Origin of the sequence: Pseudomonas mendocina (assembly GCF_900636545.1) — a bacterium.
Taxonomy (GTDB): domain Bacteria; phylum Pseudomonadota; class Gammaproteobacteria; order Pseudomonadales; family Pseudomonadaceae; genus Aquipseudomonas; species Aquipseudomonas mendocina.
In genome coordinates, this window is sequence record NZ_LR134290.1 from 5,116,182 (window position 1) to 5,131,334 (window position 15,153).

The following is a 15,153-nucleotide window of genomic DNA, read 5'->3' on the forward strand; positions in this document are numbered from 1 at the left end:
TTCCCGCGAGACACCATGGCGGGTTACGGCGCGGCATAAATTGCGGATTCACCGGTATGCGTGAAGTGCGCCTAACCCACCCTACGCAACCGACACTAACAGGCTGTTACGGCGCAGCCGGCAGCCGCAAGGTGAAGACCGCCCCCAGCTCGCCGTTATGCGCCTCCAGGCTACCGCCGAGATCGCGCACGATACCGTAGGACACCGCCAGCCCGAGCCCCAGCCCCTGCCCCACCGGCTTGGTGGTGAAGAAGGGTTCGAACACACGACCGAGGGTTTCCTCGGCGATGCCGCCGCCACTGTCCTCGACGCTGAGCAGGCAGCTGTCGCCTTCGCGGGCGATGCGCACCAGCAAAATGCGCGGCTCGCTATCGGCCATGGCGTCGAGGGCGTTATGCAGCAGGTTGAGGATCACCTGTTCGATGCGAATGGCATCGCCGAGCACTTCGGCCTCGGCATCGACCTGGGTGCGCAGCTCCACCTGCTCGCTGCGCATGCGCGGCGCCAACAGCTGCAGGGCCTGCTCCAGCACGTCACCCAGGCACAGGCGCTCTCTGAGGCCTGCCGGGGTCTTGCGGGCGAAGGTCTTGAGGTGGCCGGTCAGCGCGGCCATGCGTTGCAGCAGCCCGTCGATACGTTGCAGACCGTCACGCACCGCCTCCGGCCGACCGCTATCGAGCAGCAGACGCAAGCTGCCAAGCTGCATTTGCAGGGCGGTCAGAGGCTGGTTGATCTCATGCGCCAGGGCCGCCGACATCTGCCCCAGCGCAGCCATCTTGGCGGCATGCACCAGGCCGTCCTGGGCCTCGCGCAGCTCGGCGGTGCGCAGTGCCACCTCGCGCTCCAGGCGTTCGCGAATGCCGGCCTGCAGGCGCTGGTTCTTGCGCCGCTGGGCGAGGAATAGCAGCAGGAATGCGAAGGTCATCCACACCCCGGCAGCGGCCAGGCGATAGCTGCGCATGCTGTCGGCCAACCCTGCCGGCTCGCTGAGCAGATGCAGGGTCCAGCCCTCTTCGGGCATGTACAGGCGCTGCCAGAGGTAGTCTCGATTACCGTCGGGACCATCGACGCGCGCCCAGTCAGCGTCAGCGTCGATATGTCGGTGCACCTGGTGCGCCAGCGGCTGCAGCGCCTGCTCGGCGTAGCGACGCACCTCCACCAGCTCGGCGAGCGCACGCTCGTCAAGCGCCTGCAAGGCGCGGAAACGCCAGATCGGCTTGTTACTGAGGATCACCACCTGATAGCTGTCGGCGACCAACAGCACACCGGGCTGGCCGACCCATTCGCGCTGCAGCTCTTCCAGCTCCAGCTTGACCACCAGCACCCCGAGCAGCTCGCCGTCGTCGCCTCGCACCACATGGGAGAGGAAGTAGCCGGGAATCCCGGTGGTCACGCCCACGGCGAAGTAGCGCGCGCCGCCATCGCGCACGGCGTTCTGGAAGTACGGGCGGAAGGCGTAGTTGTTGCCGACGAAGCTGCTCCAGTCACGCCAGTTGCTGGCCACCAGGGTTTCGCCCTGGGCATCGAGCAGGTACAGCACGGTGGAGCCGGCCGCGGCGTTGAGGCGCTCCAGGCGTTGGTTGAGGGCCAGGCGCAGCTGGCGATCATGCGGTGCACGCAACAGGCTGCGGATGTCGCTGTCCAGCGCCAGCACCTCGGGCACCGAGCTGAAGCGCTCGACCAGGGTGCGGATCGATTGTGCGTAGAGCTGCAGCTGTCCGCGCGCCTCGACGCTGCGCTCGTCCCAGGCACGCTGCTCGGCATAGCGGCCGCCCAGCCATAGGCTCACCAGCAGGCCGGCGACAATCGCCAGTACGGTGAGCAGAACGCGGTGGCGGTAGCGGGGGCGCAGCGGCAGGGGCATGGGCGGCTCGCGGAATCGATACGAGCCGCATGTTACCGCATCAGCTGTAAAGATCAGCGCGGGTCCAGGGCAGATCGTGGCCGCCATCGTCGCGCGGCTTCACCGCGAGTATCTGGTGCAGGTTCATCCAACCGTGCTGGAAACCGTAGGCGCAGCCGGCCAGGTACAGGCGCCAGATGCGCAGGGATTTCTCCGGCACCCACTGCGCAGCTTCCTGCAGTCGACGCTCCAGCCCCTGGCTCCACAGGTGCAGGGTGCGCGCGTAGTGCAGGCGCAGGCTTTCCACATCGACGACCTCCAGCCCGGCGTCGCTGATCGCCTTGGCCATGGTCGCCAGGTGCGGCAGCTCGCCCTGCGGGAACACGTAGCGGTCGATGAATTCGCCAGCACCGCGGCCGACCGGGCGACCATCGGTGAAGCGTGAGGTGATGCCGTGGTTCATCACCAGGCCACCGGCCCTGACCGCGCCGAACAGATGTTCACAATACAGCGGCAGGTTGGCGTGGCCGACGTGCTCGAACATGCCGACACTGACGACTTTGTCGAAGCGGCCGTCCTGCGGCAGGTCGCGGTAGTCGAGCAGTTCCAGGGTTACCTGCCCTTCCAGGCCCTCTTCGGCCACCCGTTGCCGGCCCAACTCCAGTTGTGCCTCGCTCAGGGTGATGCCGTAGACCTCGGCGCCGAATTCCCGCGCGGCGAAACGCGCCAGGCCGCCCCAGCCACAGCCCACGTCGAGCAGCCTGTCACCTGGCTGCAGTCGCAGCTTGCGACACAGGTGGCGCAACTTGGCCTGCTGGGCCTGGTCGAGGCTCTCCTCGCCGGTTTCGAAGTAGGCGCAGGAATAGACCATGTCGCGGTCCAGCCACAGCCGGTAGAACTCATTGGACAGGTCGTAATGGTAACGGATGGCCTCGGCGTCACTGCGCTTGTCGTGCGCGGTAGACAGCTCGGACGGGGCGGATTCGTCGCCCAGCAGCGCGGTGCTCAGCGCATCGCCAACCTCGATGGCCTCCTCGATGGGGCCTTCCAGATCGACGCGGCCCTCGACATAGGCGGCGCCCAGCGCATCCAGGCTGGGGTGGGCCAGCTGGGTGATCAGGCTCGGATCCTTGACCACCAGAGTCACCCTGGGCTTGGGCCCCAGGTCGAACTGCTTGCCATCCCATAGCCTCAGGCGCAGAGGTATTTGCAGATCACGAAGTGCTGTGGGCAATTGCGCAAGCATGGCATCCCTCCTCGCCAGTGTTCATGGCACCTAGGGCAGATGACAGGGACAATCGGGCCAAGTTCGCTCAGGGCGACTAACGGCTCGAAAGAGCCTGCGAGAAGCGACACCAAACGGCCAGCACACAACAATTAATGCATGAAACAAAACAAAAGACATGAAAAATGCATTGGATGGATTTATAGCCCCCTGCCATAGTGCCCCTAGAGTGTGCACCCTCGTGCCTACCCTGAATGCGGCGTTCCTGGCGCAGGCCCGACCTGCGGGGCTCAGGTTCACTCCATCACCGATAAAAACAATGTCGGCCACGTACCCGACTCCCAAACAACAGCCATCCATGACCTTTTCTCGTTGCCTGCCTTCGCCAGCCATCCACTTCGCCCTGCGCCAGTGGTTCCCCTTCACAGGGAAGCCGAACCTCGGCATGCCCGCTCCAGAACGCGCAGCGCATTGCACGAGAGGTCCGATCCCCCTTTACAACCAGGAGTGCGTCCTATGTATCGCTGGCTTGCCAATCTGAGTGTCGGCCGAAAACTGATGACGGGTTTCGGCCTGCTGCTGCTGATGAGCCTCCTGATCTTCTGGGCTGGCTGGGATTCACTCGGCAACCTGTCCTACCGCATGGATCGCATGAGTGCAGTCAACCACCTGATGCAGGATCTCTCGGAAATGCGCCTGGCACGCGCTGCCTACCTGCAGAGCGGCGGCGATGAAAAGAGCGCCATCGAGCTGAAGCAAAAGATCGCCAGCATCGAGCAGAACCTGGCGGAACTTCGCAACTACTTCACCACCGACGCCAACCGACAGAGAATCGCCCAGATGGATCAGGCCCTGGCTAGCTACCAGGCCATCATTCAGGATCTGGAAGGGGCCTACCAGCAGATCGCGACCTCGCGTAACGCACGCCGCAGCAGCGGCGACCAGGCCCTCACCGCGCTGGATGCCCTCGATGGCTATGTCAGCAGCGACACGCAAGACCTGCTCAGAACGCATGAGCGCTACAAGGTCGTGAAGACCATCCAGATGCAGTTCCTCTACGCCCGCTTCGAGACCCGTGCCTACAGCTACAGCGGCAAGACCGATCAGTACCAGTCCACCCTCGACGCCATCGACAAGACCCTCGCCAATCTTCAGCCCCTGCGAGCAACGCTGAGCGATGCACCGCCCGAGCTGTTCCAGACAATGGAGCAGTCCATTCGCACCTACCGCGACACGCTCGACAGCCACCAGGCCGCTCTGCAACGCATCGCCGGTGATCTGCAACAGGCTCAGCAGCTGGTGCTGTCGATGGTCGAGAACTGCCTGGCGCTGTACGAAAACCAGATGCAGCAGCGCAGCGAAGACACCCGCCACGCCGCCTGGATACTGCTCACCTGCCTGGCACTGGCACTGGTTTTCGGGATCGCCAGCGCAACGCTGATCACCCGGCAGATAGTCCCGGCTCTGCGCAGCGCCCTGCACAACGTACAGCGTATCGCCAGCGGCGACCTCAGCCAGCAGGACAGCGTGCAACGCAAGGACGAGATCGGCCAGTTGCAACAGGGCGTGAGCGCCATGACCAACAGCCTGAGGCAGTTGATCGGGCATATCGGCGATGGGGCGACGCAGATTGCCAGCGCCACGGAGGAGCTCTCCGCCATCACCCAGCAGACCCGCGCCGGCGCCAACGAGCAGAAGCTGGAAACCGACCAGGTCGCCACCGCCATGCACGAGATGGCCACCTCGGTGCAGGACGTGGCACGCAACGCGGCCGAAACCGCGCAGGCGGTCGAACTCACCGCGCAGGATGCCAGCAGTGGTGCGCAGGTCGTCAGCCGGGCCATCGAACAGATCGACAGCCTGTCGGGCGAAGTCGAGCTGACCGGAGAGGCGATCAGCGCCCTGGCCGAGGAAAGCGGACGCATCGGCAGCATGCTCGACGTCATCAAGTCTGTGGCCGAGCAGACCAACCTGCTGGCGCTGAACGCCGCCATCGAGGCCGCGCGCGCCGGTGAAGCCGGGCGTGGCTTCGCCGTGGTCGCCGACGAGGTGCGTGGGCTGGCCCAGCGCACGCAGCAATCGACTCAGGAGATCGAGGCGTTGATCGCTGCTCTGCAGCAGGGCACGCTCAAAGCCGTGCAACGCATGGAAAGCAGCCGTAGCCTGACCTACAACAGCGTTGCGCTGGCCCGCCAGGCTGGTGAGGTCCTGCAGAACATCACCGCGAGCATCGGCAATGCCCAGGGCATGACTCAGCAGATCGCTGCCGCCGCCGAACAACAGGGCGCCGTGGCCGAAGAAATCAACCGCAGCGTGATAAACGTACGCAGCATCACCGAACAGGCCTACACCGCTAGTGAGCAGACCAGCCAGGCCAGCCAGGAACTGGCGCGCCTGGGCAGCACGCTGCACAGCCAGGTGCAGCGTTTTCGGCTGTGAGGCCGCAGGCTAACGACGCCTGAGCAGGGCCACGAAGAACACCCCACCGATGGCGGCGGTGACGATGCCGATGGGCAGATCCTGCGGCGCCAGCCAGGTGCGCGCCGCGACATCGACCCAGACCAGGACCAGCGCACCGAGCAGTGCCGCTACCGGCAGCAGACGGCGGTGTTCGGCACCGATCAGCAAGCGCGCCACGTGCGGCAGCATCAGGCCGACGAAGCCGATGGCGCCGGACAGCGACACCAGCACGCCGGTGAGCAGTGACGCCACCACGAACACCAGCAGACGCACGCGGCGTGGTTCAAGGCCGAGACTCACCGCGCTCTGCTCACCGGCCATCAGCGCGTTCAGGGCACGACCCAGGCCGAGCAGCACGGCCAGCGCCAACGCCAGACACAAGGCTGGCAGCCAGAGCAGCTCCCAGCGCGCCAGGCCAAGACCGCCAAGCATCCAGAACAGCACCGAACTGGCCGCATGCGGATTGCCCAGGTACAGCAGCAGGTTACTCGCCGCCATCATCACGAACGACACCGCCACTCCGGCCAGCAACAGGCGATCACTCTCCAGCCGCCCGCTGCGACTGGCGATGGCCAGCACCAGCAGCATGCTCGCCAATGCCCCGACGAAGGCCGCCAGCGGCAGGCTGAGCAGCCCGGCGAACTCGCCCAGGTAGAGCACCACGACCACCGCGCCGAAGGCCGCACCGGAACTGACGCCGAGCAGGTGCGGATCAGCCAGCGGGTTGCGCGTCACCGCCTGCAATACCGTACCGACCAGCGCCAGCCCGGCGCCTACCAACGCGCCAAGCAATACCCGCGGCGCGCGCAACTGCCAGACGATGCTGTCCTGACCGACGCTGACCGGCGTTTCGACAGCGATGCCGAATAGGTGCCGGGCAAGGATCGACAGCACCTGATCCAGCTCCACCTTGGCCGCACCAAAGGCCAGCGACAGCGCACAGGACATTGCCAGCAGCAGGGCCAGGCCAAGCAGCAACAGGCGATAACGGCTCACTCGGCGAACGCCTCGGGATGCAGCGCGGCGGCCAGGGTTTCGATGGCCGCGGCATTATCCAGGCTCGGCGTGACGGCCAGGTAAGGTAGCACCACGAAGCGCCGTTCGCGGATCGCTGTCACCCCCTGCAACGCCGGATGCTGCAACAGGAAGTCGCGCTTCTGTGCGGACGTGCGCTCGCCGTAGTCGACGATCAGGATCAGCTCCGGGTCCTGCTCGACCACCGACTCCCAACTCACCGTCATCCAGTTGGCCGCCACCGTATCCATCACGTTGCGCCCGCCAGCCGCCTCGATGAGTGGCTGCGGCATGCCCAGGCGGCCGGCACTGAAGGGCACATCCTCGCCGCTGTCGTAAACGAATACGCGCGGCCGCGTCGGCGCCTCGCCGAGGCGCGTGCGTACCGCGCTCACGTGACGCTGCATGCCGTGCACCAGCTCATCGGCGCGCGGCTCGACGGCGAAGATCGCGCCAAGGTTGCGCAGGTCGTTGTAGACATCCTCGAGACTGGCGACGCGGCCAGGCTGCACGTGCGCGCAGGACTCGCTCAGCTCGTACACCGGGATACCGAAGCGCGCCAGGCTGGCCGGAGTGACCTCGCCGCCGATGCGCATGCCGTAGTTCCAGCCAGCGAAGACGAAATCGGTGCCGGCGTCGAGCAGGTTCTCCAACGACGGATAGCGCGCAGCCAACTCCGGCAGGTCGCCCAACTGCGCACGCATGTCCGGGTCGAGGGTCTTCCAGCCACTGACACCGGTGTAACCGGCCATGCGCGCCTTCAGGCCCAGGGCCAGGAGCATGGCGGTCATGTTGACGTCATGACTGACCGCCCGTTGCGGCGGCTGCTCGATGGTTACCTGACGGTCACAACTGGTGACGGTGGCGGCCCAAGCGGGGTTGGCCGGCAACAGCGCCGCAAGCACGACCGCGGGTAGGAGCGGCTTCAGCCGCGAATGGCAGAGATTCATCAAACGATCCAGGTTATACGCGGGTGCCCCGCCAGTGGATGGGTATCGACCAGTGCCTGCAGGCCGAACACCTGCTGCAGCAGATCCACGGTCAGCACTTCGGCGGGCGTGCCGATGGCCACCAGACGCCCCTGGTCGAGCACACAGAGGCGGTCGCAGAAGGCTGCCGCCAGGTTGAGATCGTGAAAGCTGGCCAGCGTCGCCAGGCCCAGCGCCTTGATCTGGCGCAGCAGTTCGAGCTGGTAGCGCGGGTCGAGGTGGTTGGTCGGCTCGTCGAGGATCAGCAACTGCGGCTGCTGCACCAGAGCACGGGCGAGCAGGACGCGCTGCTTCTCGCCGCCGGACAGCCGGGCAAAGGGCTGCTGCGCCAGATCACTCAGGCCGACGCGGGCCAGCGCTTCGTCGACCAGGCGTCGATCCTCGGCATCGTCGCCGTCGAACAGGCCCTTGTGCGGCGTGCGGCCCATGGCCGCCAGCTCGTGCACGCGTAGGCCGAAGTCCTGAGGGAATTCCTGCAGCACCACAGCCACGCGCTGCGCGCTCCAGCGCGGCGGACGCTGCCACAGCGCCTCACCGTCCAGTTCGACACTGCCGGCGCTGGGCCGCTGATAGCGATAGGCGCAGCGCAGCAGGCTGGTCTTGCCGCTGCCGTTGGGGCCGATCAGCCCCACCAGCTCGCCGTCGCCGACGGCCAGGTCGATGCCATCGAGCAGCGTGCGCTGCCCATCCGGTGACCAGCTCAATTGGCGCAGACGAAAACGGTCCATCAGAAGCTGTAGTCCGCGGTGACGAAGAACGAGCGCGGCTCACCGAGCAGCCACTGCTGGCCATCGTGCATCTGGTTACGGGCGTAGGTGCGATCGAACAGGTTGTTCAACTCAAGCCCCAGGCGTACGTCCGGCTGCACCTGCCAACCGAGAGTGGCGTCGACCACGGTATAGCCCGGCACCTTCACGGTGTTGGCCGTATTGGCGTAACGGGCATCGACATAGCGAGCGCCGATGCCGGCATCCACTCCCCGGCCCAGATCCTTGCTCAGCCACAGGTTGGCAGTGCGCCGCGGCACATCGGTCGGTCGATTACCGCTACGATCACCGCCGCCTTCGACGAAGTCATCGTATTCGGCGCGCACCAACGCGGCGTTGGCCGATACCTGCCAGCCACCGTCGAGCGCCAGCTCCAGGGTCGCCTCCAGACCATCGGACGACTGCTGACCGACCTGCACGGTCGGCGAGATCGGGGTTTCGCGGCTGAGCAGCTTCTTCTTGACGATGTGGTAGGCCGCCAGCGTCCATTCGCCACGCCCATCCCAGAAGGCCTGCTTGAGACCGAACTCGGTCTGCCTGGACTCGGTGAGGTCCATCTGCTGCTGGCCCGGATTGAGCGTGATGAGGTTGTTCACCCCGTCCTCGCTGGTGGAGTACTGGCCGTACAGCGACAGGTGCGGGGTAACGGCGAAGACCAGGCCGGCACGCCAGTTACCGCCGCTCAGGCTGCGATCGGAGCGAGTGCCGGCACGCAGGTCGTCACGGTCGATATGGTTCTGGTCGCGACGGATGCCGCTGACCAGTGACCAGCGCTCACTGAGCTGCAGCTGGTTCTCGGCGAACAGGGCGAAGGTCCAGGTCTCGCTACGCGAATGCGGGCGATAGGCATCGAGGCTCTGGTAGTAGCCCGGCGCCGGGTTCCACGGGTCGATGAGCTCACCACCGCCGACATCGGTGTAAGGCGAGTTGTTGGCCAGGTTGAAACGGATGCGGTTGAACTCGCCACCGACCAGAGTGCGGCTGGCCAAGCCAAACAGCGAATGGTTGAAAGTGAAGGTCTGGCGGTCGCCGATCTGTTCCTGGTTGTGCTTGATTTCCAGATGTTCGCGGCGGTTGAGCTGACCCTGAGCGGCGTCCCAGGTGAAGTTCTCGGCGTTACGCCAGTAGCGACGCGCTTTGAGGTAGTAGAGCTGGTTGCTGGCACTGACCTGATCGGAAAGCGTCCAGTCGCTGGTCAGTCGCGTCCACTGCTCGTGGTAGGCGATCTCGGCGTTACGCACGTTGTAGTTTTTCTCGCGCAGGCTGTCGCGCAACTTGCCATCGACCAACGGGGTACCGAAATAGCTGCCAGGCTGCAACTTGCCCTGGTCGTGAGCCAGGGTGAAGGCCAGGTCATCGTTGACCTGCCAGCGCAACGCAGCGCTCAGGCCCAGGTTCTGCGAGTCGTCGCGATCCACCCAGCCATGGCTGGCCTCACGGTTGAGGTTGAGGCGGTAACTCAGGGTGTCGCTCAGCGAACCGCCGCTATCCAGCGCCTGCTGATTGCGGTCGAACGAGCCGTAGCCGAAGCGCACGTGGTTTTTGATCTCGCCCTCGAAGGGCTTCTTCGCCAACACGTTGACCACCGCGCCCGTGGCGCCTTCGCCGTACAGCACCGAGGCCGGGCCACGCAGCACGTCGATACGCTCGACCATCCACGGATCGTGCGGGAACGACACGGTGCCCATGCCGGTGTACATGCGGATGCCATCGAACAACGTCATCACCGAGGCATGGCCGGTGAAACCGCGCGCCGACAGCGCGGTGCCACCGTTGCCGGGCGCACCGATATCGCTGATACCCGCTGTACGCGTCACCGCATCCTGCACGCTGCGGTTGTTGCGTTCACGCACCTCGGCGCCGCTCAGGCTGGTGGTGCTGGCCGGGGTTTGCAGGGCCGAAAGCTCCAGGCGCGAGCCGCTGCTGGTCGGCGTATGCAGATCGCTCTCGCCCTCGGCGGCCTTGGCATGGATGGTGAGTTCGGGCAGATCGACGGCTTCGTTGGCCATGGCCAGGCCGCTGAGCAGCAGAGCCAGTGGCCAGGTGCAGTGAAGGACAGGGTTTCGCACGGCAGAACTTCCGTTGTTGCGCGGAGAATCAAGGGATGAAATTCTAGTGTTATAACATAACATTACCGATCTTCGCAGCCTGGAAAGCAGCCGAACGGGGCCGACGGCCGAGCCGGTCGGAAAAGATTGAATGAAGCGGAAATGGCGCGCCATAAGTGTTCCATCGTCGGGAAAAGGCACGGCAATCCGATGGAAATGCGCAACAGCAGACAGGGCATGATTGCCCGACTGGAGTCAACGCCCGCCCACCGCGGGTTGCCAGACAAAAACGACTCCGGGCCGGTCTCCGGGCTTGCGAGGGTCATGAACGCATCGCCTTCCCATGCGCGTGGCGCACAGTGGCGTATTGATGCGGTCGCTCGCTTACCGTTGCGGGGGCAGCGTCGGACTTCAACCGACTTCCCGTTTCACCTCACGCGCGGCGGCGTGAGACACCTGAAGCGGGGCGGATATGACCACCCATGCGGAGGGTAGTCAAGGCGAGCTTCGCCCATCGCGGCTTCAGCCACGAAAGAAACAGCCCCGAGAACCCAAGGCTTCACGGACGAGCCCCCCGCAAGACAACTGCGCCAGCGCGGCGAGAGCTGGCCTCCTGTGGGAGCGGACTTGTCCGCGATACGCTCTGGTTCGCAAGCAGCATCCGCGGCTGCCTGATCAGGTGATGTCGCGATCACCCACAGCAATCACGGGCGCTGTACTTAACTGAACGTGCACCAACCTTAACCCTGCTCGTCGATACGCAGTTCCGGCAACGCCCTGCCCGCCACCAGGCGCTCATCGACCAGGCGGATCACCGCCGCTTCATCCCTGATGCCATACCACTCGCCCTGTGGATAAAGGCTTGCGGTCGGCCCCAGGTCACAGGGGAACTGGCACTGGCTGCGGGTGATATGCACACCGCCTTCGCACTCCAGTCTGCCCGCTGCCTTGAGCCGCTGACGCAGGGTTTTCCACAGGCCCAGCGCGCCCTTGCGCGTACAGCGCGGGCCGTTGCACAGCAGCAGACGCTGCGCATGCGGCGGAATCTGCGACCAGGCATGATGCGCCGGCACGGGCGGCACGTCTCTGCAGGGAATATGCGCGTCACGCTGCTCCAGCAACACGCCCAGGCCATCGAGCCAGGTGTCTTCCAGCGCCGTGCAGACCACGAACACATCTGCCCCATCACCGCGCCCGGCAATGCATTCACGCAGCCAGTCGCGGTGCGCGACGTCAGCGCGTGGCTCCAGATCGACCACCAACAATGGTCGCGGCGCCTCATCGATGGCCTGCCAGAAACCCTCCTGCTCGCTGTCATGCAGATGCGCGTCACCCAACAGCGCTTCGACGCGCTGCTGCAAACGCTCGGCCGAGGCACCACAACCAAGGCCGGGGCCGATGAACAGGATGCGGGCGTAGGGTGTTTGGCTCATGACGGTCTCCAGAACGGGCCGGCAGTCTAGCCGCTTCGGCGCAATGGCCGTACCCCGGCTTGTTCACTCAGTACCGCTGGGACGCTATCCGGTCTGACCGGTGGCTCAAACAATTGCGGCTCATTTTCACGGAATAATCCCCGCATCGCGCTGCCCCAGCGACAGCATCCTGCGTGGACGAAAACGGCCTGACCAGCGGTCAATTCGCTGCATGCAGGCGGTCTGCTTCAGGCGTTTCAACGTGCCTAATCACCACTCGGCCTACGTGATGCGCCAAACGGGGGCTTGTCGGTTGGAAAAATTGCGCTTAGCCTGAACTGGTCAGACCGGTAATACCATAAAAACAATCTGGCGTTCGCTTCTGGGCCTCCGTGAGGGCATGGATGACGCGCCGAACGGAGACCTCGACGATGCTCAAACTGCTCCCCCGCTCGCTCTTCCTGCAAGTCGTGATAGGCCTGTTGCTCGGCGTGTTGTGCGGCCTCAGCCTGCCCGAACTTTCCATCCAGCTGAAACCCCTTGGCGATGGCTTCATCAAGCTGATCAAGATGCTGATTGCGCTGATCGTCTTCTGCGTGGTGGTCAGCGGCATTTCCGGTGCCGGTGACCTGAAGAAAGTCGGTCGCATCGGCCTGAAATCGGTGATCTATTTCGAGGTGCTGACCACCTTCGCCCTGATCCTCGGCCTCGTGGTGGCCTACGGTTTGGGCCTGGGCTCGGGCGCCAACCTCCACCTCAACGAGTTGTCGACCAGCGATGCCGCGCTCTATGCCAGCCGCACCCAGGAGCTGCACGGCCCGGCGACCTTCATCATGGACTTGATCCCCACCTCGGTGCTGGGGGCATTCGCCGACAACAACATTCTCCAGGTGCTGCTGTTCGCCGTGCTGTTCGGTAGTGCGCTGAACCTGGTCGGCGAGCAGGCTAGCGGCGTGGCCAAGCTGATCAACGAGTTCAGCCACGTGATCTTCCGCATCATGGGCATGATCGTGCGCCTGGCACCAATCGGCGTGTTCGGCGCCGTCGCCTTCACCACCAGCAAGTACGGCCTCGACTCGCTCAGCCATCTCGGCGCCCTGGTGGCGGTGTTCTACGTCACCTGCTTCCTGTTCGTACTGATCGTCCTCGGCGGCGTCCTGCGCCTGTCGGGCGTGCCTCTACTGCCCTTCCTGCGCTACTTCCGCGAGGAACTAACCATCGTCATGGGCACCGCCTCGTCCGACGCCGTGTTGCCGCAGATCATGCGCAAGCTCGAGCACATGGGCGTGCGCAGCTCCACCGTCGGCCTGGTGATTCCCACCGGCTACTCGTTCAACCTCGATGGCTTCTCCATCTACCTGACCCTGGCGGTGGTGTTCATCGCCCATGCCACCGGCACCGACCTGGCGATGAGCGACCTGATCACCATCCTGCTGGTCTCGCTGATCACTTCCAAGGGTGCCCACGGCATTCCCGGCTCGGCGCTGGTCATCCTCGCCGCGACCCTTACCGCGGTGCCGGCGATTCCCGCTGCAGGCCTGGTACTGGTGCTGGCGGTCGACTGGTTCATGGGAATCGGCCGCGCGCTGACCAACCTGATCGGCAACTGCACCGCCACCGTGGCCATTGCCCGCTGGGACAACGACATCGACATGCAGCGCGCCCACGCGGTGCTCGACGGCAAGCTGAGCGCCCCTGGGCCGAGCCAGGAATCCAGCCCGATGCGGGTGGCGGTGGGCCAGGAAAGCGAGGCGCGCAGCTGATGACAACCCGGGCCTGGTCTGCTCTCATCGCCAAGCCGCAAAGCGTGGCCGGCGCTGAGCGTGACTATGCCCGGGCGTGCGCTGGCACTCATCGTTTCGCGGTTTAGGGAGGCCCCATGTTTTCGTCATCCAAGCTGGTCGATGCGGTAGTCCGCAAGTTGCTCGCCCCCATCGAGCAGGGCCTGTGGCCGGCCGGCCAGATGCTGCCGGGTCAGCGCGAACTGGCCGAGCAGATGGAGGTCAGCCGCCCCAGCCTGCGCGAGGCGATCACCATCCTGGAAACCCTGGGCGTGGTGCGCTCGCTGCCCGGCAAGGGCGTCATGGTGCTGGAGCGCCAGGGCGCCGCGCTGCCCGAAGTGCAGGCGCCGCCCAGCGCGACCACCGCTGACGTGCTGGAGCTGCGCTACGCGCTGGAGCCCTTCATCGTCGGCCTAGTCGCCCAGTCGCTCGACGGCGCCGAATTGAGCCAGTTGCGCCTGTTGTTGCTGGACATGCGCGAGGCGGTCGAGGACGGCGACATGCGCGCCCTTGCCAGCGCCTACACCAGCTTCCACCGCAAGCTGGTGGCACTCAGCTCCAACCCGATCTTCCTCAGCGTGGCCAAGCAGATTGGCGGAGCCCTGGAACAGAGCGACCAGTTGATCCGGCACAACCCGGACTACGCCGAGGACATCCTCCAGGAGCACGAAGCAATCCTGCGCGCCATCCGCCGCCAGGACAGCGAGCAAGCCAGCCAGGCGATGCGTCAGCACATTCTCAACGAAGGCACCCGCCTGAACATCAATCTCCGCGTACCGCAGGCGTGAGTCGCGCGCCATCTGGCCTGCCTGGCAGAGGCCGGCCGATACCTCGAAGCGGCCTGCAGTTCGGAACCCATCGACAGGTGTGATCATGAATCTTGCCGATCAGCCAGCCCGCCGCGTCGGCGGCGGCAAACCCACCAGCCATTTCATCTACCAGAGCATCTACGCGGCGATCCTCGATCGTCGTCTGACACCCACCGCCAAGCTGGACAAGAACACCCTCGGGCGCATCTTCGGCGTCAGCGGCTGGACGGTACAGCGCGCCCTCACCCGGCTGGCCGAAGAAGGCGCGGTAACCCTGGAGCCGAGGCAGATCGCCCAGATCACCAGGCCCAGTGAGCAGCAGGCCCGCCAGGTGCTGGAAGCGCGCCTTCTGGTCGAAACGGAGGTCATCCGCCTGCTCGGCACGCGTCCGGCGCAGACGCGCCTGAGCGAACTGCACGCTCTGGTGGAGCACCAGCGGGCCTGCCTGGCCGATGGTGATGGCGCGGGCCTGATCGAGCAGGCCGGGCAATTTCACCTGAAACTGGCGGAACTGGCCGGCAACACGCTGCTGCTGGAGTTTCTCCGCGGCCTGCTGTCGCGCGCCTCGCTGAATATCGCCCTGAGCAGGGGCGCGGTCTATTCGGCGCAAACCTGCGAAGAACATCTGGCGCTGATCACGACGCTGGAAGCCGGCGATACTGCCCACGCGACCCAACTGCTGATCGACCATCTGCATGGTGTGTTCGACAGGATGTGCTTCGCCCCCACGCCGACGGCTGACCTGCACGCCGCCTTCAAGGTCAGGCGCACGGCCTGATCAAGCTTCGCGGCGCCCCACTTCTCG

Annotated in this window: 11 protein-coding genes and 1 riboswitch; of the genes, 4 read left to right on the forward strand and 7 right to left on the reverse strand. The window is 65.2% G+C overall.

Annotated elements, in window-relative coordinates:
* Positions 1 to 106: 106 nt before the first annotated feature.
* Together EL191_RS24005 and cfaB are read right to left on the reverse strand one after the other, a co-directional pair.
* A complete protein-coding gene (locus EL191_RS24005) occupies positions 107 to 1,864 on the reverse strand; it encodes a sensor histidine kinase (protein WP_041975490.1) in 1,758 nt (585 codons plus the stop codon).
* A gap of 40 nt (positions 1,865 to 1,904) precedes the next feature.
* Entirely contained in the window at positions 1,905 to 3,089 is a 1,185-nt protein-coding gene (cfaB, locus tag EL191_RS24010; protein WP_041975492.1) for a C17 cyclopropane fatty acid synthase CfaB, read from the reverse strand.
* A 495-nt stretch (positions 3,090 to 3,584) separates the two neighbouring features.
* Here cfaB and EL191_RS24015 point away from each other — a divergent pair, with 495 nt between their 5' ends.
* Positions 3,585 to 5,507 (forward strand): methyl-accepting chemotaxis protein, encoded by a 1,923-nt coding sequence (locus EL191_RS24015; protein WP_041975495.1) that lies wholly within the window; start codon positions 3,585 to 3,587, stop codon positions 5,505 to 5,507.
* Between the two features lie 9 nt (positions 5,508 to 5,516).
* Here the strand turns inward: EL191_RS24015 and EL191_RS24020 are convergent, their stop codons facing one another.
* The 5 genes from EL191_RS24020 to EL191_RS24040 form a co-directional block, all read right to left on the reverse strand.
* Complete coding sequence (locus EL191_RS24020; protein WP_232005545.1) at positions 5,517 to 6,476, reverse strand: FecCD family ABC transporter permease; 960 nt, start codon at positions 6,474 to 6,476, stop codon at positions 5,517 to 5,519.
* A 44-nt stretch (positions 6,477 to 6,520) separates the two neighbouring features.
* A complete protein-coding gene (locus EL191_RS24025) occupies positions 6,521 to 7,492 on the reverse strand; it encodes an ABC transporter substrate-binding protein (RefSeq protein WP_041975499.1) in 972 nt (323 codons plus the stop codon).
* Positions 7,492 to 8,259, reverse strand: coding sequence for an ABC transporter ATP-binding protein (locus EL191_RS24030; protein ID WP_041975502.1), 768 nt, complete (start codon positions 8,257 to 8,259; stop codon positions 7,492 to 7,494). The genes EL191_RS24025 and EL191_RS24030 overlap by 1 nt, the downstream gene beginning before the upstream one ends.
* On the reverse strand, positions 8,259 to 10,307 hold the full coding sequence (locus tag EL191_RS24035) for a TonB-dependent receptor (RefSeq protein WP_394298138.1): 2,049 nt from the start codon (positions 10,305 to 10,307) through the stop codon (positions 8,259 to 8,261). The genes EL191_RS24030 and EL191_RS24035 overlap by 1 nt, the downstream gene beginning before the upstream one ends.
* 320 nt (positions 10,308 to 10,627) lie before the next feature.
* Positions 10,628 to 10,821: riboswitch (cobalamin riboswitch) on the reverse strand.
* Positions 10,822 to 11,086: 265 nt separating this feature from the next.
* Positions 11,087 to 11,779 (reverse strand): (2Fe-2S) ferredoxin domain-containing protein, encoded by a 693-nt coding sequence (locus tag EL191_RS24040; RefSeq protein ID WP_041975507.1) that lies wholly within the window; start codon positions 11,777 to 11,779, stop codon positions 11,087 to 11,089.
* Positions 11,780 to 12,189: 410 nt separating this feature from the next.
* On the opposite strand from EL191_RS24040, the gene EL191_RS24045 reads away from it, so the two are divergent.
* The 3 genes from EL191_RS24045 (at position 12,190) to EL191_RS24055 (ending at position 15,126) form a co-directional block, all read left to right on the forward strand.
* Complete coding sequence (locus EL191_RS24045; protein ID WP_017363500.1) at positions 12,190 to 13,521, forward strand: C4-dicarboxylate transporter DctA; 1,332 nt, start codon at positions 12,190 to 12,192, stop codon at positions 13,519 to 13,521.
* Positions 13,522 to 13,637: 116 nt separating this feature from the next.
* Positions 13,638 to 14,327: a FadR/GntR family transcriptional regulator gene (locus EL191_RS24050; protein WP_041975509.1), complete on the forward strand. Its 690-nt coding sequence runs from the start codon at positions 13,638 to 13,640 to the stop codon at positions 14,325 to 14,327.
* An 85-nt stretch (positions 14,328 to 14,412) separates the two neighbouring features.
* Positions 14,413 to 15,126 (forward strand): GntR family transcriptional regulator, encoded by a 714-nt coding sequence (locus EL191_RS24055; RefSeq protein WP_041975511.1) that lies wholly within the window; start codon positions 14,413 to 14,415, stop codon positions 15,124 to 15,126.
* Positions 15,127 to 15,153: the final 27 nt, after the last annotated feature.